The organism is Bartonella sp. AA1HLJMS (assembly GCF_042197445.1).
GTDB lineage: Bacteria > Pseudomonadota > Alphaproteobacteria > Rhizobiales > Rhizobiaceae > Bartonella.
In genome coordinates this window covers 48,902-67,607 of record NZ_JBHIRW010000001.1, presented here as the reverse complement: position 1 = coordinate 67,607, position 18,706 = coordinate 48,902, and the positions used below count along the sequence as shown (strand labels likewise).

The following is an 18,706-nucleotide window of genomic DNA, read 5'->3' as shown; positions in this document are numbered from 1 at the left end:
ACTTAATTTACTCTAAATAATAGGTGAAAACAGTTTATTTCGTTTGAAAATAATTACAATTAGCGTGAGAGATTTTTCATCATCGACTGCGATATAGAAAAAGTAACAATACACATAAAAGACCTTTAAATGATCTTTGAAAGGTCCTTGAAGACCCTTTGAGAACCCCTTAAAAACTCTTTGAAAAAAATAAATTGGTACAAAACCTAGTGGCAAAACATACAAAACCTGCTGGCAAGCTACAGTGGAAATATATATATAAAACCTGCTGGCAAGCTACATACATACAGCTACAACAACCGATGACAAGCTATAACTCCACACAAGAACGAATAAATACAAAATTCAATGGAGCGGGCGATGGGATTCGAACCCACGACCCCAACCTTGGCAAGGTTGTGCTCTACCCCTGAGCTACACCCGCTTACCGATTCGATATATGTCTTGTCTGTATGGCGTAGGCTTCTATGAATTGCAACAAAAAAATATCATTTTAGTTTGATTTATTTTGTCCATGTTTCGATAAAATGAAATAAAGATTGATTTTAGAAAATTCTTCAGTCATAAATTATTCCTTTTTTAATTTTTGCATGGAGAGGGGTGGAATATAATGTTGAAGAGAATAAATATATTAGGGATTATCATTGCAACTGTTTTTATGATGAACAGTGTTGCAAAGGCCGATGACCAAGTTAAACACGTTAAAGTTGCAATAACGCAAATTATGGTCCATCCTGCTGCGGATGCTGTTCGTAAAGGTGTGGAAGATGTGCTTGCAGCAAATGGTTATAAGCAAGGTGAAAATTTTCAACTTACCTTTTTATCAGCGCAGGGTAATATTTCAACAGCAACGCAAATTGCGCGTAAATTTGTTGGTGATAAACCCGATGTTATTGTAGCAATTACCACGCCTTCAGCACAAACGATGCTTGCGGCAACAAAAACAATTCCTATCGTCTTTGCAGCAATTTCTGATCCTATCGGAGCTAAAATAGTTTCTTCGCTTACCAAACCTGGCGGTAATATGACGGGGAGTTCTGATCGTATAGATGTTGCAGAAAGTGTTAGACTTTTACAAGAAGTAAAACCAGATTTGAAAAAAATTGGTTATCTTTATAATGCTTCTGAGGCAAATTCTGTTTCGACACTTAAAACGTTAAAGGATGTAGCAAAAAAAGCTGGAATTGAAATTATTCCCTCATCGGCACCAAAGCCTTCAGATGTTCAGGCAGCAACACGCGCTTTAATCGGTAAGGTCGATATTATTTTTGTTCCTGCTGATAATACGATTTTATCTGTTTTAGAAGGTGCAATAAAGGTCTCAGAGGAAGCCAATATGCCTGTATTTACTGTTGATGCTAATACTATCGGGCGCGGGCCTTTTATGACGCAAGGTGTGAATTTCTATGATGTAGGGGTTGATGCTGGGAAATTGGTTGTGCGTATTCTAAAGGGTGAAAAGCCTGGTGATATTGATGTTGTGCAGGCGGCTAATAATGACATTCGAATTGATTTGAAAGCAGCCCAAAAAGCAGGGATTATTATTCCGCAGGCAGTTATTGACCGTGCAACAAAAGTGATTCAATAACTTTTATTGATAGAGTGTTGATACAATAAAAATACGTTAAGTTTTCATGGGGATTGTCTTTACATGAATATATTTGCGTTTTCTGGTGCTGTGGAATTAGGCCTTATTTATGCGTTTGTTGCTATAGGGGTTTATCTTTCATTTCGGGTTTTAGATTTTCCTGATTTAACGGTTGATGGATCGTTTCTTCTTGGATCCTGTGTCTGTGGTGTTTTGATTCTCTTGGGTTTCAATGCATGGATAGCTATGGCATGCGCTTTTTGTGCAGGTATGGTGGCTGGTTTATTAACAGCTATGTTGAATTTGCGTTTTGGCATTTTGAATCTTTTAGCTTCTATTTTAACAATGTCGGCACTTTATACGGTTAATCTTCGTATTATGGGAATTATGGGAGGGTCTAATGTTAATTTAGCTCTTGCTGATACGGCGTTAACGCCCTTTTATAATCTGTTTGGTTTGTCTGATATTTTTGTGCGTCCTCTTTTCGTTGGTATTGTGTTGCTCGTTATGGCGTTTTTGATTTGGCGCTTTTTGGAAAGTGAAATTGGTCTTGCTATGCGTGCAATGGGAGCTAATCCACGCATGGCGACGGCGCAAGGTGTTCATACATCAGCATTGATATATTTTGGAATGGGGCTTTCCAATGCGTGTGTGGCACTTGGTGGTTCTCTTTATATTCAAACTGCGATTGCAACAGATATTACCGGTGGAATTGGAACAATTGTTTTTGGATTGGCAGCCGTGATTATCGGTGAAACTCTCTTTCGTACGCGCAATATTTTTTGGATTATAATCAGCTGTATTGTAGGGTCTGTGCTTTATCGTGTGGCGGTGCAATTTGCATTTGAAGCAAATGGCATTGGTATTGATACGTCGACAGATCTTCAGTTGATTACTTCACTGTTGGTTATTTTAACCCTTATTGTGCCACGCTATTGGAGGAGGCATAAACGTGATTGAGTTTTTTCATGTTGGGGTCACATTTAAACCGCAAACACCTTTGGAAAAACAGGCTTTAATTGATATTAACCTGAAAATTGATCAGGGTAGTTTTGTTACGGTTATTGGTTCAAATGGTGCTGGTAAATCAACTTTGCTCAGTGTTTTAGCGGGTGCAACGCTTCCTTCAACAGGGAAAGTGGTTATCAATGGACAAAATGTTTCTAGGCAATCAGTCAGTGAACGCGCTGGAAAAATTGCTTGTGTTTTTCAAGATTCGTTAGAGGGAAGTTGTGGTTCTTTAACAATTGAAGAAAATTTGGCTCTTGCTGCTCTTCGAGGAAGTCGTCGTGGTTTGCGTGCGGCTTTAAATCATGAGAAACGGCAATTTTTTCGAGAGAAAATTGCTCAATTAGGCATTGGTCTTGAAACATATATTCATAATCCTATGGATAGTTTATCAGGTGGGCAACGCCAAGCAGTTTGTCTTGTGATGGCAACATTAGCACATGCGGATGTTTTATTGCTTGATGAACATACCTCAGCGCTTGATCCTGGAATGGCTGATTTTGTGATGCGGTTGACTGAAAAAATCGTTGAAGAGAAAAAATTAACAACTATCATGGTGACTCATTCTATGCGTCAAGCTCTTGATTATGGCGATCGTACCTTGATGTTGCATGGTGGAAAAGTGATTTTGGATGTCTGTCATGAAGAGCGGAAGGGCTTGGATGTCAATGATTTAATTGGCATGTTTCAGAAAGTTCGCGGGGAAGTTCTTGATGATGATGAACTATTAATGGATTAATAGTGTGGCTCAGAAAAAAGCACATGAAGTTGATCAGTTTCTAATGCGTTTTTCACGTGCTTTTCCTATTGTTCTCATTTATGGGCCAGATCGTGGTCTTATTTGTGAGCGTGCACAATGTTTTGCAAAACTTACACGGGTAGCAATAGAAGATCCATTTTCGACAATTCGTTTGGATGCTGCTGAAATTGATAAAGATCCTGCACGTTTAGAAAATGAAGCGCGTACGTTATCTCTTTTTGGAGGAGATCGTTTGATATGGATCTCTAATGCTGCTAACCAAAAAGGTTTTCTTGCTGCTTTAAAACTTTTAATTGAGAAGCCACCAGAAGCTTGTTTTATTCTCATTGAGGCAGGGGATTTAAAAAAAGGAACAGGGTTGCGCAATGCTGTTGAAACGGCATCAAAAGCGATGGCTTTGCCCTGTTTTGCCGATGATATGCGTTCTCTTGACGGTTTGATTGATGAGGTTTTAGGACAGTTTAAGAAGACTCTTTCTTTAGATGCACGTAGATGGTTGCATGAATGTTTAGGGGCGGATCGCCTTGTATCACGAGGTGAATTAGAAAAGCTTTGTCTTTACGCTGCAAATGTTCATATTACTCTTGAAGATGTGAAAGCTGTTGTAAGTGATGTAAGTGTTCTTTCTCAAGATGAAGTCATTGATGCTCTTTTATTGGGCGATATATCAGGCTTTGAAGCGCATTTTAACCGACATGCAGCAGTGCAGGGGGCACTTTTTTTAATTTTGAGTACAGCTCAAAGGCATTTTCAGCAATTACAGCTATTGCGTTATCAGGTAGAGGTTGAAGGAAAATCGTCTTTTACGGTGGTTTCTGAAGCTCGTCCTCCCATTTTTTTTCAACGGAAAAAGATCGTTGAACAAGCTTTAAAATATTGGAAGTTAGAACAAATTTCTTATGCAATGGAAAGAATTCAGAGTGCTGTTTTAGACAGTCGTAAAAATCCACTTTTGGGCGAAGCTATCATTCGTCAAGTTTTGTTAGGGCTTACAATTATTGCACGACGCCAGATGGCAGCTTAACAGCTTAGAAATATAATGATTTTTTATTTTTGGTATACCACAGAGGTATTTTCAGCAATTAAAACTGTTATGCTATCAAGTAGAGGTTGGTGGAACTTGTATTTTTGAAGATGCATTTTAGGAGCTTGAAAGCTTGATAGAAATTTTTCTTCAAAAGAAATAGTTTATTTTCAAAAGGCCATTTTGAAACAGTTTTATTATTTTGTTGTGTCGTAAAATACTGTTTTTTAGAGTAGTGATACGAGGCTCATATCAAATTTTATGTGTTCGATGTTTTTTTGTGTGGGTATTTGGTGAATATTAGGTTGGTTCATAGAGTCTTAATGGAGTAACATCCCCATGTAAAACAGAGTATCTCAAACAACAGAAGACACTTGTATGGTAGATTCATACGCTTTCTTAGAAATATTTTTCAATGCGCGTCATATCTATTTCGCGGCGGTGTTTATGAATGGTGTAGAAGTAAAGTTCCTTGTGAAGAATATAAAACCCATAGAGCCACTCTATCTTTACGCTTAATAAAAGTGAAAGTCGACACTCATTATATACTTTGCTAGCCTCTAATGTTGCTACAGTTTTTAACATTAGAGAGCGTTTTTCATCATTTTTTCTCACGTGTCTTCTTGTGACGTGTAGACAAGAGATTTTAATTGATAAGAGGGTTTGTGATGGAAGAATTTTACAGTATTCGAAGTTATAATTCAAATTGAAAAAAATTGTTATTTTTATAAATCAATGTATTATAGATTAATTGAATCACATAAAATAGTGAGCTAGAGGAATCTTTTAGACAAGAAAGTGAATGGTGTGCAGATCTGTATGAATTAAGAATCTTCGTGGGATGAGGAGAAGGTCAAAATAGATTATGATGAAAACGACAGCACTTATGGGGAAACTTTTATGTTTGATACAGAGATGATTATCTTAGCAATGAATGTGTCTCATAAACAGAGCTAGCCATTGTTTATTATTAATAATTTATTATTTTTCATATTAAATCAATCAGAACAATGTCTTTTGCACGTCATAAGTGGGGGGCGTGTGGATAAAAGCTGTACAAGAAAGCACTAAAAATGCCTCTTATGAATGCTCTCAAATTCCAAGGTTTTTTGCAGCATTGGGGGTAGGAAAATATAATGATAGTGTTTTATTAAGTGTGAAGAGGGTCGTGCTTAATAGATTTATAGTTATAACATTTACGAACACTGTCGTGAGATAGGCTAGGGAGCGAGATGCCTTTTAAAACAAACCCATGAATTTGTAATCCAAATTTATTCTGTTGAGGGCGTTCTGTTTTACGTAAGGGGTGTGATTCCATTAAAGGGATATTCGGTGTTTTTGTTATCAAACTTTTTCTTTATTGAGAGGGCGTGTTTTTCTCATATTTATTTGATTTACGGTATCCGGAATCGGGAGAGGAAAATGTTTTTAATGGTATATTTTGGTATGCGTTGTTTTACGGTGTTTTCAATATTCGCGAAACTTATGTTGATGTTGTAGGTGGAGACGCAATACGTTTTATATAGGTCTAATGTACAAATTAATGAACGTATCGGGATAATTGGAGAAGAGTTAGTGTCTGCTTACGCTTTTGATGTGTTTTTTTGTGAGTAAATTAGTAAGATAAAGTAAACTGATGGGATTTTATGTAGAGTCGTTGTTATCCTAATTGAGAGTGCATTTTATTTTGTTTCGGTGATGCGCTTTGATCAGTAATTAAGAGGGAGTTTTAGAGCGTGATTTTAGATTTCTCGTCATTTATTTTTTATGTGTTTTCTAGGTAAAGTGATCTGTTGTCAGCTTGCGCAGGTGATAATTGGTAAACTGCGTTATTCTTTATTCCCTAGTTGTCATTTTTTAATGTTTTACGCATAACTCTTGAACAAACAAACAAGAAAATTGTGATTTTACAATTGTCTTTATTGCCATTTGCAAAGAATCTTTGAAGGTGAAAGATGCTCCATATCCAGTTTGAAAAAATAGCACTCATTGGGATCGGTCTGATTGGGTCTTCTTTAGCAAGAGTGATTAAAAAGAAAAATCTTACGGCTCAGATTTCTATTGCAACACGTCGTCCAGAAACCCTGAAAAGAGCGCGTGAATTGGAGCTTGGGGACTTTTATACGACAGATAATGCAAAAGCTGTTGAAGGAGCAGATTTGGTTATTCTTTCTGTTCCTGTTGGGGCTAGTGCAGAAGTGGCAAAAACCATTCGTGATCATTTAAAACTTGGAGCGATTGTGAGTGATGTTGGTTCTACGAAAGCGTTGGTTATTGCGGAAATGGCACCTTTATTGCCAAAAACGGTTCATTTTATTCCAGGGCATCCAATTGCTGGAACGGAATATTCAGGACCGGATGCTGGTTTTGCTGATTTATTTATGAATCGTTGGTGTATTTTAACGCCTTTTGCGGATAGCGATGCTGCTGCTGTCGCACAATTAACAGCGTTTTGGGAAGCTTGTGGTGCGCGTGTCGAAAAGATGGAACCTAAGCATCATGATCTTGTTTTGGCTATTGTTTCACATTTACCCCATTTGATTGCGTATAATACTGTTGGGACAGCGAGTGATTTAGAAAAAGTAACAAATTCGGAAGTGATTGCTTATTCCGCTTCCGGTTTTCGTGATTTTACGCGTTTGGCCTCTTCTGATCCCGTTATGTGGCGGGATATTTGTTTGCATAATAAAGATGCTATTTTAGAAATGTTGGGTCGTTTTAGTGAAGGGCTTGCTTTTTTAGAACGGGCAATTCATTTAGGAGATGGTGAGACACTGTTTAACTTTTTTACACGTACGCGTGCTGTACGTCGCAATATTATTGATGCTGGACAGGAAATTGATGCTCCTGATTTTGGACGTCAGAGTGTTTCTAAAAAAGGGTAAATAAAAGCAAGGGGGGGGTTGTTGAATTTCGTTGGTTTTTTCTAGAAATCGATAAGAAGTTTTTTCTTTATTCAGTCATAGATTGCAATAAAAAAGAGTGGTGATTGCTTCGATACAGATAACCATGACTTCAAAAGGTTTTATGTGTGCACGATCATCTTGCTTAGTTCTCTATAGGGCATATGATGCACAGAAGAGGTTACTGATCTGTAGAAGTAACAAAAAAATGAAGTCGTTGTAGAACTTCATAGAGTGGGTTATTGTTTTTGTTTTGGTATAAAGTCGGGCTTGACCGTATTGATTATTGACCGTTATATTGCAACATTGCAAAATGTTTATTTGCAGAGTTTTGATGATTTTTATAAAACTTGAAATAGACTGAGGAAGAGTTTTACCAGAAAGTATTGAGTTTTGTTAAAAAATATCTTTTGGTATAGCTATCGTATTTTTGGTGACGCAGTAAGTCATTATTGGCGTGATAGTGGGAGTGCTTTTGCAAGCCATGTTGCGCTATCGGGGCTTTTAGCATTTTTCCCTTTTTTTATTTTTGGAACATCGTTTGCTCGTTTTCTAGGTGCTTTTACCTATACACCGCAGAAAATTAAAGCACTGGTGCAGTTATTGCCTGATGTTATTGCAGAGCCGTTATCTCAGGAAATTGTCAATGTTTTAACCATTCATCGAGGAGGTGTGTTGACGCTTTCTGTCATTGGAACGGCTTATTTTGCTTCTAATGGGATAGAGGCTTTGCGTACGGCTTTAAATAAAGCTTACCGTGTTACTGATCGACGGAGTTTGTTATTTTGTCGTTTTCAAAGTCTGTTTTTTGTAATCCTTGGAGCTGTTGGTCTTGTTGTGATTAGTTTTTTATTGATTCTGGCGCCTTTGTTGATCAAAATTATGCAAAATCATTCTTTTTTTATGACTGAATATATTGCTGTTATTCGTGTATGGCGTTATACAGTTGCAATCGTTATTTTGTTTATCAGTCTTTTGATTGTTCATAAATGGCTTCCAGCAGGGCGGCGGAAAATTATAGATATTTTACCAGGAATAGTGGTGACAATGTTTATATGGTTTATGGCTTCTATCGCTTTTGCGCAATATTTAACGATGTTTGATTATATTTCTACCTATGCAGGGTTGGCATCTATTATGGTTGCTATTATTTTTCTCTACATATTGAGTGCAATTTTTATTTTGGGAGGAGAAATAAACGCGGCGATAATGTTTTATCGCAAGGATTTGCAACATTCAGATGAATGAAAGAGTTTATTATTGCTTGAAAGCCAAGGTATGAATATCCCAATAAAGCCTGCTATCACTTTGTTGATTGATGCGGATGCTTGTCCTGTAAAAGATGAAGTTTATCGTGTGATGAATCGTTATCAGCTTAAGACATTTGTTGTGGCAAATCGTTCTTTGTCTCTTCCAGATGAAGCACTCATTGAAAGAGTGGTCGTTGCTGGTGAATTCAATGGTGCTGATGATTGGATTGTAGAACATGTGCATGAGGCAAGTATCGTTATTACCAGTGATATTCCTTTAGCAGCACGGGTTGTGCAAGCTGGGGGTTTTTGTCTTTCGCCAACGGGGCGTATTTTTGATGTAAATTCAATTGGTCAGGCTTTGGCGATGCGCAATTTGATGGAAGATTTGCGTGGACAGGGCAGTATAATAGGTGGTCCCCGTCCTTTTTCTCGTAAAGACCGTTCTGCTTTTTTGTCAGCACTGGATCTTGTTATACAACGTTTAAAAAGACGCGGTTATTAAAGTTATAGGGCTTCTTTAATGACTGCTTTTATAAGTGCTTTGGCATCGTCATTGGCCCACGGAGCTGCACCATTGAAAGAAGCAATGAGATATCCATCTTTATCAATGAGTAATGTAATGGGGAGTCCTAAAGCGAGCCCCTGTTTTCTAACATTGTTGAAAATATCCATTGTTTCATCGCGATAGTAAAGCAAATTATCTGAATGAATATTCTGTAAAAATTGCTGAATTTTTTCAGGAGAAGCAGTTTTATCGATATTAATAGCTATGACATCAAAGTTTTCTCCACCTAATTCACGTTTTAATTGCGCAAGTTCAGGCATTTCTGTGCGGCAAGGTGCACACCAAATAGCCCATAGATTGACCAGCATTGGTTTTCCAGTAAATTCGCTGAGTGTGTGCTCTTTTCCTAGAATATCCTTGAAAGAGAGTTTATTCATATCTGAGGGCGTATCAGCAAATCGTATGTGGCTAAAAAAGCCTTTTGCTGCTTTTCGTATCGCCATCATTTTTTCTGCTCGTGCTTTATCAGTATTTATTTCTTGTGCTTGTGCTGCTGAAATGAAATTGAAAAGAAAAAACTCTCTTTTGGTATCGTAGTTTATGGTTGCGTATAAACTCAATGCAATGATAAAGAATGCAAGGGAGAGTTGCCTTTTTTTATTGTTTTTTTCGCTGATGAAAATTTGAAAAATCATAATTTTGTCCTTTGGATGGGTGTTTTCAGAATATGACAGATGAGAAGTTAAAGAACCAAATGTGGGGTGGTCGGTTTGCGGCAGGCCCTGCTGCAATTATGGAAGAAATTAATGCTTCTATTGATTTTGATCAAAAACTTTATCGACAAGATATTGAAGGTTCTCTTTCTCATGTGGCTATGTTAGCGCAAACGAAAATCATTTCACAATCAGATTATGAAAAAATTGTTCATGGTTTGAAACTTATTCGCCAAGAAATTGAAGACGGTAAATTTGTTTTTTCACGAAAGCTTGAAGATATTCATATGAATATTGAAGCGCGGCTGAGCGAATTGATAGGTCCTGTAGCTGGGCGTTTGCATACGGCGCGTTCACGCAATGATCAAGTTGCTGTTGATTTTCGCTTGTGGGTACGTGAAGCAACGCAAAAGATAGCACAAGCTTTAAAAGGATTGATAGAGCAATTACTTATTCGCGCAGAACAACATGTTGATACCTTTATGCCAGGCTTTACGCATTTACAATTGGCTCAACCCGTAACATTGAGTCATTATATGATGGCTTATGTTGAAATGTTTGGTCGAGATTTATCGCGGATGCGTGATGCTCTTGAGCGAATGAATGAATCGCCTTTAGGGGCGGCTGCTTTAGCGGGGACAGGCTTTCCAATTGACCGTTTTATGACAGCAAAAGCGCTAGGCTTTCGCGAACCTACACGCAATTCAATTGATAGTGTTTCAGATCGTGACTTTGCATTGGAATTTTTAAGCGCTGGCGCTCTTTGTGCAACACATCTTTCACGTTTAGCAGAAGAAATAATTCTTTGGTCAAGTGAACAGTTTTGTTTTATTCATTTATCAGATGCTTTTTCAACGGGTTCATCTATTATGCCACAAAAGAGAAATCCTGATGCGGCAGAGTTAGTACGAGCGAAAGCAGGTCGATTGAATGGTGCACTTATGGGATTGTTAACGGTGATGAAAGGATTACCGCTTGCTTATTCAAAGGATATGCAAGAAGATAAGGAATATGTGTTTGATGGGGCTTTGAGTTTGGAATTATCACTAGCAGCAATGACAGGGATGATTGCTGATTTGAAAGTGAATAAAAAAGCCATGAAACAAGCAGCGGATTTAGGGTATGCAACAGCTACAGATTTTGCGGATTGGCTTGTACGCAATTTAGGGATTCCTTTTCGCAAAGCACATCACATCACAGGGTGTGCTGTGGCATTGGCAGAAAAAAAACAGTGTCGCCTTCATGATTTATCATTAGATGAACTTCAAGCAATTTGTCCTGATATCAATGCGACACTTTTTGATGTTTTGACCGTTGAAAAATCTGTTGAAAGTCGTAAAAGCTTTGGGGGAACAGCGCCTTCAGAGGTTCTTCGACAAATTGCGTATTGGAAAAAGCGTCTCGTGAGCGCTTGAGTGATTGTATTTTAAAGGTAAAAAAGAAATCGAGATGAGGAAAGAGGACAGATGAAAATTATAATAAAGGGGTTGATGATTGTCCTTTTTGGGGGCTTTGGTGTCGTTGGGTGTGGGCGTAAAGGGTCATTAGAGTTACCTCCTTCAACAGGAGTGAATTCTTCACAAGGAACTTTTGTTTCTCAAGGCAAAACAGATAAACCTTTTATTCTTGATCGGTTAATACAATAGGAATTTTTATGCGTTTTTTTTCTTATCATCAGGGTGTGCTTCACGCTGAAGGTCTTTCTCTTTTGGAACTTGCGCGGGAAGTTGGAACACCTTTTTATTGTTATTCAGCTAGCGCAATCGTTGCACATTTTAAAGATTATCAGAATGCATTTCATGATATGCCGAGTTTAATTGCTTATGCGGTTAAAGCGAATTCCAATCAAGCAGTTTTACAACTTTTAGCTAACAATGGAGCGGGAGCTGATGTGGTCTCAGAAGGGGAATTACGGCGTGCACTTGCTGTTGGTATTCCTGCGCAGAATATTGTTTATTCTGGTGTTGGTAAAACAGTGAGAGAAATAGATTTTGCTCTTGCACAAGATATTTATTGTTTTAACGTTGAATCAGAGCCAGAACTTGAACAATTATCGGCGCGGGCTGCTGCGCTTTCAAAAACAGCTCGTATTTCTTTACGCCTTAATCCTGATGTGGATGCTAAGACTCACAAGAAAATTACAACAGGTAAGTCTGAGAATAAATTTGGTATTCCACTGTCTTTGGCGGGTGATGCATATAAAAAAGCAGCTCAATTGCCCGGTCTTCATGTGTGTGGTGTTGATCTCCATATTGGCAGTCAAATTTGTGATTTAAAACCGTTTGAGGATGCATTTGTTATTGTTGCAGATTTTGTGCGTCAATTATGGAATAATGGTTATGCGATAACCCATATCGATATTGGGGGCGGGCTTGGTATTCCTTATGGTTATGAGAAGCATCCAGTACCTTCTCCTTTTGAGTATGCAGCACTGGTAAAGAAACATATTGCGCCTTTAGGGATCAATATTATCCTAGAACCTGGGCGTAGTATTGTTGGTGAAGCCGGTGTGTTGGTGACATCGGTTGTGTATTTAAAAAAGGCGGAAGGACGAAATTTTGTTATTGTTGATGCGGCGATGAATGATTTCATGCGTCCAACGCTTTATGATGCGTGGCAAAATGTAATGCCAGTGAAAAAAACACCAATAGATGCCCCTCTGATTAATGCTGATATTGTCGGTCCTATTTGTGAAACTGGTGATTATTTAGGTTTGGAACGTTCTTTACCAGTGTTGAAAGCGGGTGATGTTTTGATGTTAACAGGAGCAGGGGCTTATGGCGCAGTGATGGCAAGCACTTATAATAGTCGACTTTTGGTGCCGGAAGTTCTGGTTCAGGATACGCGTTATGCAGTCATTCGTCCACGCCTTGATTATGCACAATTGATAGGCTGTGATCATATTCCAGATTGGATTGAGCCCAAATTAGATTGAGCATTATTAAATATTTTGGGTCTTATTTTTACTAAACTTTGATGAAACAATTTATTTTCTAGAAATTGTTTTGTATGGGGTTTATGATCTTAATGCACCACGATAAAAGGGGATAAATGCTTGTTTATGAAAAATAAAAACATCAAAGGTTTTGCAATGAAGCTTTTGTGTGTGCGCATTTTGATGTGGGGGATCCTTTCATTTGAACGGATGTGGGTACGGTTGTTACCATTTTTCCTCGTTCTTAGTCTCTTTTGTTCGTTTAGCTGGTTGGGACTTTTTGGTATTTTGGGCTATTGGTCACATTTGCTCTTACTTGGGGTTATACTTATTTGTGCTGGGGCGAGTTTATTTTTTCTTATTCGTTTTCGGTTTCCCACAATGCGGGAAGTAAATTGCCGCCTTGAACGCGTCAATGATCTTAGACATCAGCCTTTGAATATTCAGACAGATCGTTTATGTTCTGAAAATGATGAAGATTTTAGTGCTGTTATTTGGCGTGAACATCAACGCCGAATGGCAAAGCAATTATACCATTTAAAAACTGGATTTATCTCTCTTAATAGTGCGGATTATGATCCTTTAGCTTTGAGGGCTTTGTGTGCTCTTCTTTTTGTGTGCGCTTTTAGTTTTTCTTTTGGTTCACAAGGGGGGCGTTTGGCTGATGCCTTTGATTTTCGTCCTATCGTTGATGAAAAACTCATGCGGATTGATGCTTGGGTAACACCACCTGCTTATACCGGTGTGGCACCGATTTATTTGACAAAAGATGAGAAAACACAACTAGAAATCCCTGAAGGGAGTAATGTTGTTGTGCGTGTTGTCAATGGGGCTGGCATTACAGTAAAAGCAAAGTCTGTAGAAGATGGGAGGGAAGTTTCGTTTTCAGAGAAAACGGAACAAACAGCTTTGAATGATCCAATTGTTCATTTTGAAACACATTTAAAGCATCCAATAAATTTATTTGTATCATCACGTCGTAAAAAACAGCAATGGCATTTGCAGATAATTAAGGACACGCTTCCAACAATTCATTGGTTGGAAAAACCAGGGAGGATTTTAACGGGATCATTGGAGTTACGATATGTGGTGGATGATGATTATGGTGTGACAAAGGCTTTTGTTGAAATAGAGCCTTTTCTTCCTCAGAATAAAAGTGCTTCTTCTCTTTATAATGCTCCGGAAATAGAGCTTCTTCTTCCGCGTGGTGGAAAGGGGAAAATGCGAATGGTGCAGGATATATCAGCGCATCCATGGGCGGGTTCGCAAGTCAAAATTACTTTGGTGGCAGAAGATGGTGCGGGGCAGAAAGGGCGTAGCAAAACTTTTGTTATGATATTACCACAGCGTGTTTTTTCGAATCCTGTTGCACGCGCAGTGGTTGAACTGCGTCGTTTATTAGCTCTTAATCCTTTAGCGCGAGAGCGGGTACTTGATATGCTTTCTGCTTTGCTTGTACGTCCAGAAAAGGGGTTGCAAAATGCATCGCATTTTATTGTTCTACAAAGTGCGTGGACAAGACTTTCTTTAGCACAAACAGACGAGGATTTGCGCGATGTGGTGGATTATTTATGGCAAATTGCTTTGGGTATTGAAGGCAATCAACTTGAATCCGTGCAAAAAAAGTTAAAACAAGCACAAGCTGCTTTACGTGATGCATTGCGTTACGGTGCTTCAGCGGCAGAAATTGAACGGCTTATGGCAGATTTACGTCAAGCTATGGATGAGTATATTCGTGCTTTGGCTGAAAAAGCACCGGATAGTCAAGTTTCTAAAAATTCTAAAAGCTCAAAAAGTCCTAATCTTTCTGAAGCTACATTACAAGAAAAGTTAAATTTAATTGAGGAAATGGCTAAAACAGGCTCTTCTTTAGCAGCTGAACAACTCTTGGCGGAAGTTGAACAGACGCTTGATCATTTGCATGTGCAAAAAGGTAATCAAAATGAGGGAGAAAAAAGCCAATCTGCACAAATGAAAGAAAAGATGGACCAGCTTGGAGATTTAATGCGTCGTCAGCAAGAAATTCTCAATGAAACACATCAGTTAGAGATGGAACAAAAACGCGGAGAAAATGTACCGGAAACACAAAAAAAATCTTTAAAAAAACGTCAAGCTGAATTGCAATCTGAATTATCAACATTAGAAAAAGAATTATCAGAACAAGGATTTGAAACAGGGGGCGCCTTGAAAAGGGCAGAAGAAAAAATGAATTCTGCGGAAAATGCTCTTGATAATGGAAATCATCAGGTATCTATACAAAATCAGTCTGATGCTTTGGAATCTTTGAGGCAAGGTGCACAAAATGTTTTGAAAAAAATGCGCGAAACACTTAAAGAAACGGGAAATGATCAAAATGCTGATTCTGGTCCTAAAGATCCGTTAGGACGTCCACTTTCTTCAAAAACAGATGAAGAACAAGAAGGCGAGGCACTACCACAAGAAAGTGATCAAATGCGTACGCGGCAGATTTTGGATGAAATTCGCAAACGTCTTGGTAAAGAGCATCTTTCAGAAGAAGAAAAAAACTATCTTGAAAGATTGCTTCATTTTAATTAACCAGTGTTGGCTTTTTTCTTAATTGATGTCAAAAACAGTATATGAAGAACCTCTATGGGGTTTATCTCCAAAAAAATGATTAAAGTGCTTGTAAGGCAATAATCATCCTATTGTACTGATTTTTTAATCATTTAAGTTTAAAATATGCAATATTGAAATGTTCGCTATTGCGGAAAAAAAGCAGAAGTCCATATAGGTTTGGTATATGAAAATCTGTAATGTTTGAAATTTGTTTCTACATGGTATGTTGAGTTGGATATCGTTACGCTGAAAGATTTTTATGCTTCTGCACTTGGACTGCGTGTGCAAAAAACGCTGTGTGACCAATTGAATTTATGGTGGCCTGATCTTACGGATAAACGGATTATGGGATTGGGTTATGCACTTCCTTATCTTTCTACATTGCGTGAACGTGCCCAACAATGTTTTGCTTTTATGCCAGCTTCTCAGGGTGTTTCGCCTTGGCCTTGTTCTGAGCAAGTTGCTACAGCGCTTGTTTTTGAAGAAGATTTGCCACTTCCTGATGCGTCAGTTGACTGTATTTTATTGGTACATGCATTAGAATATACAGAAAATTCATTTGAAACGTTGAATGAAATATGGCGTGTTTTAGCACCTAATGGCCACTTGATCGTTATTGTACCTAATCGCTCTGGTTTTTGGGCGCGCAATATTACTACGCCCTTTGGTTATGGCGAACCCTATAGTCGGCAACAAATTACTCGTTTGTTCGAAAAAACAAATTTTGTTTCTGGGCCAATACAAGAAATTGTACACTATATGCCCTCTACGGGTTATTTTTCGCGGTTGTTCTCATTTTTTTATGAGCCATTTGCTCGCTATCTTTTGCCTTATTTTGGTGGACTCTTAATGTGTCAGGCACAAAAACGTGTTTATCAGGGTTTGCTCGTACAGCGTCGTCAGTCGCGACGTATTTTTATTCCTACTTTATCACCACAGACAAGAAATATTTTAATTTATAAAGATAATTAATCATTTTGTCATTGTCATAAGAACCGCAAATATAGAGGCATTCTCTTATTTCAATTTTTTGCATTTACAATTAAAAAATATTCTTTTGTACATTAATATGTGGAATTGGTATGTGAATAAAAATCTCAAGTATCTATATACCGAACCATATTTCATGAATAGTGGAAACATTTTAAAAGAAAAAAATGCTGGTATCTTCGTAAACGTAAAAATAGCAGAGTCCAAGAGATCTTACATAATATGGTTTAGGGTGGTTAAAAACTGTACAAGGAAGGATTACAATGCTTCTTATAAACCATCTCAAGTATCAAGGGCTCCTCTGCAACATCGAGATCTAACATAAGTGTGTGATGGTGCTGGCTTGTTCTTTTATAAGCGTAAAGATGGTGGTGCTCAGTGGCTTTATCGTTAGGATAAACATTTAGCGTTATATCATGAATCATATAACCTCTTAAGAGGAGATAACGTCATAAAGAATAGAGGAAAACTATAAAGATAAAAAACATCTCTCAATTTAGGCTAGTGAATATGAGATAAAGCAGTGTGTGGAGCGGTTTTTTTGAAAAAAATAATCATAAATAGCACTCATCTAAAGATGATAGTTATGATCAAGAATGTTGCTAAAAGATATCACGATTATTTATATGCGAAACATATTAAAAACTTTAGAAAGAACAAAAGCATGTGAAACAGAAGTTACAAAGTATATCGTGAGGGTTGAAAGCATTTTTGTTTTTGGTTCTCATGTTAGAATATTTCGTTTTTTATTCATAATGTTATATATTTTGTCATAAGAGTAAGTTCTATGTAATAGCATTCGAATTATATGCGAAGGTTTTTTCATCTCGTTTCTGTTTTCATTTAGGATATTAAAATTATTTTTGAAACAGTAAATCTCGAATTAAAGATTTAAACGGTAACCATTTTGATCTGTCATGAGAATTTGTGCATTGGAGGGATCGTTTTCGATTTTTTGTCGCAAACGATAGATATGGGTTTCTAAAGTATGGGTGACAATATTTTCATTATATCCCCAAACTTGTTCTAACAATGTTTCACGGCTGACAATTTTATCATTGGCATGATAGAGACATTTAAGGATCGCTGCTTCTTTTTCTGTGAGACAGATTTTATTGTTGCATTGATCAAGAAGAAGTTTTTGTCTTAGTTTAAAAGTATAGGGACCAATATGAAAGGTTGCGTCTTCATTTTGTTCATATTGGCGCAACTGTGCTCGAATTCTCGCCAATAACACCGCAAAGCGAAAGGGTTTTGTTACATAATCATTGGCGCCTGTTTCAAGATCTAAAATATTATCACAGTCTGTATCATAATTTATTATCATGATAATGGGGGCACGAAATCCTTGGGTGCGTAATTGTTTAACGGCTTTGTAGCCATCAAGATCAGGAAGTTGAAATCCCAAAATAGTGAGATCAATATTTTCTTCTTGGATTATTCTCATTCCCGCTTCTGCTGTTTTTGCTTGGAAAATTTTAAACTCTTGATGCATTTGCAATTGTTCTACTAAAATGGGGCGTAGATCATCGTCTTCAACGATTAAAAGAGTATAGTGGTTCATGTTTTTCCTTATAGGCATGTTGATGCACTGATTGATATAGTTTCATGAAAAATGAGATTTCATGCAAGAAAAATTAAAAGAGGAAAATTAAAAAAGAGTGCTTCTAAAAAATAAACTTTTATAATTTCTAATGGTTGCTTGCTGAAAAGAAGGTATTCCGTCTGCAGGGTATTTTACGTATTGGTTGGAAGCGTTTTTTATGTTCTAGAAGGTGTTTTAGCTATTGAGTGTCATCATCTTTACGCTTATGGAGAAACAAGCTGCCACTATCATTCACTTTGCCAGCTCGTGGGTGTTGCGGACAGTCCTTGGCACTTGAGACGATTCATAGGAGGAATTTTTAGTCCTTTCTTTCACGTTTTTTATCTATATGGGACTTTCTCCGCTTAGAATGTGCAAGCAAATAGCTTTTGATTGATTCAATATAAAACAGGTTGGGAATGAGAGAATCCTGCGGTATGAGGCGCACTCGTCCAACATGCAAAACAATAAACACGCAATATGATGCGTTTTTTAAGTGTGAAGAGAATTGTGCAACACCTAGCACATATGCACTGTTTAGGAGAATTTCACGATCATTTTTATTGTTTTTTTATCCACGTTCAGTTTTGTTTTTTCGTTGCATTTGTGTGTGAAGGGGCTGAGTGTTATGTTCGTGGTGTTGCTTATTATAATTGTTGAGTAAGCCTTGCTTTTAACAATGCCGAAAAGATGCATCATAAAGAGGTTTTTTGTGTAATTTGGAAGGAGACTGTATTGAGAAAGAGTGCAGGATAAAAAATGACAAAGAAAAATATCATATTTATGCATTTAGCATGAGAATACCTCAACAGAAGGAGGTGTTGTGCTTATTCTTCTGCGTTATGAAGCATCTTTTTATATGAGT

Annotated in this window: 14 protein-coding genes and 1 tRNA gene; 12 read left to right on the top strand and 3 right to left on the bottom strand. The window is 37.5% G+C overall.

Going from position 1 to position 18,706, the window contains the following annotated elements; all coding sequences use genetic code 11:
* Window positions 1-349: 349 nt before the first annotated feature.
* Window positions 350-424: transfer RNA gene (locus tag ACFIQE_RS00275), tRNA-Gly, on the bottom strand.
* Between the two features lie 186 nt (window positions 425-610).
* On the opposite strand from ACFIQE_RS00275, the gene ACFIQE_RS00270 reads away from it, so the two are divergent.
* From ACFIQE_RS00270 to ACFIQE_RS00240, 7 genes are all read left to right on the top strand, one after another.
* Window positions 611-1,588 (top strand): ABC transporter substrate-binding protein, encoded by a 978-nt coding sequence (locus tag ACFIQE_RS00270; protein WP_375620923.1) that lies wholly within the window; start codon window positions 611-613, stop codon window positions 1,586-1,588.
* 63 nt (window positions 1,589-1,651) lie between these two features.
* A complete protein-coding gene (locus ACFIQE_RS00265; RefSeq protein WP_375620924.1) occupies window positions 1,652-2,548 on the top strand; it encodes an ABC transporter permease in 897 nt (298 codons plus the stop codon).
* Window positions 2,541-3,335 carry an ABC transporter ATP-binding protein gene (locus ACFIQE_RS00260; protein ID WP_375620925.1) on the top strand — a complete coding sequence of 265 codons (795 nt, stop codon included), beginning with the start codon at window positions 2,541-2,543 and terminating at the stop codon, window positions 3,333-3,335. Before ACFIQE_RS00265 ends, ACFIQE_RS00260 begins: the two co-directional genes overlap by 8 nt.
* 4 nt (window positions 3,336-3,339) lie before the next feature.
* The gene (holA, locus tag ACFIQE_RS00255; protein WP_375620926.1) at window positions 3,340-4,380 is read left to right on the top strand and encodes a DNA polymerase III subunit delta; all 1,041 of its coding nucleotides are present in this window, start codon (window positions 3,340-3,342) and stop codon (window positions 4,378-4,380) included.
* Between the two features lie 1,955 nt (window positions 4,381-6,335).
* On the top strand, window positions 6,336-7,265 hold the full coding sequence (locus tag ACFIQE_RS00250; protein WP_375620927.1) for a prephenate/arogenate dehydrogenase family protein: 930 nt from the start codon (window positions 6,336-6,338) through the stop codon (window positions 7,263-7,265).
* A 411-nt stretch (window positions 7,266-7,676) separates the two neighbouring features.
* On the top strand, window positions 7,677-8,531 hold the full coding sequence (locus ACFIQE_RS00245) for a YihY/virulence factor BrkB family protein (protein WP_375612213.1): 855 nt from the start codon (window positions 7,677-7,679) through the stop codon (window positions 8,529-8,531).
* Window positions 8,532-8,561: 30 nt separating this feature from the next.
* Entirely contained in the window at window positions 8,562-9,038 is a 477-nt protein-coding gene (locus ACFIQE_RS00240; RefSeq protein WP_273790302.1) for a YaiI/YqxD family protein, read from the top strand.
* 2 nt (window positions 9,039-9,040) lie between these two features.
* On the opposite strand, the gene ACFIQE_RS00235 is transcribed toward ACFIQE_RS00240, so the two are convergent.
* Window positions 9,041-9,736, bottom strand: a complete 696-nt coding sequence (locus tag ACFIQE_RS00235) for a TlpA disulfide reductase family protein (RefSeq protein WP_375620929.1) — start codon at window positions 9,734-9,736, stop codon at window positions 9,041-9,043.
* Between the two features lie 32 nt (window positions 9,737-9,768).
* Between ACFIQE_RS00235 and argH the strand changes: the two genes are divergently transcribed.
* The 5 genes from argH to ACFIQE_RS00210 all read left to right on the top strand — a co-directional run bounded on the left by argH (window position 9,769) and on the right by ACFIQE_RS00210 (window position 16,238).
* Entirely contained in the window at window positions 9,769-11,169 is a 1,401-nt protein-coding gene (gene argH, locus ACFIQE_RS00230; RefSeq protein ID WP_375645309.1) for an argininosuccinate lyase, read from the top strand.
* A gap of 51 nt (window positions 11,170-11,220) precedes the next feature.
* Window positions 11,221-11,400 (top strand): LPS translocon maturation chaperone LptM, encoded by a 180-nt coding sequence (locus tag ACFIQE_RS00225; RefSeq protein WP_375645305.1) that lies wholly within the window; start codon window positions 11,221-11,223, stop codon window positions 11,398-11,400.
* A gap of 8 nt (window positions 11,401-11,408) precedes the next feature.
* Window positions 11,409-12,689, top strand: a complete 1,281-nt coding sequence (gene lysA, locus ACFIQE_RS00220) for a diaminopimelate decarboxylase (protein ID WP_375673658.1) — start codon at window positions 11,409-11,411, stop codon at window positions 12,687-12,689.
* Window positions 12,690-12,815: 126 nt separating this feature from the next.
* Complete coding sequence (locus ACFIQE_RS00215; RefSeq protein ID WP_375629068.1) at window positions 12,816-15,245, top strand: TIGR02302 family protein; 2,430 nt, start codon at window positions 12,816-12,818, stop codon at window positions 15,243-15,245.
* A 222-nt stretch (window positions 15,246-15,467) separates the two neighbouring features.
* Window positions 15,468-16,238 carry a class I SAM-dependent methyltransferase gene (locus ACFIQE_RS00210; protein ID WP_375620934.1) on the top strand — a complete coding sequence of 257 codons (771 nt, stop codon included), beginning with the start codon at window positions 15,468-15,470 and terminating at the stop codon, window positions 16,236-16,238.
* A gap of 901 nt (window positions 16,239-17,139) precedes the next feature.
* Here ACFIQE_RS00210 and ACFIQE_RS00205 read toward each other — a convergent pair.
* On the bottom strand, window positions 17,140-17,820 hold the full coding sequence (locus ACFIQE_RS00205) for a response regulator transcription factor (protein ID WP_375620935.1): 681 nt from the start codon (window positions 17,818-17,820) through the stop codon (window positions 17,140-17,142).
* Between the last annotated feature and the right edge of the window lie 886 nt (window positions 17,821-18,706).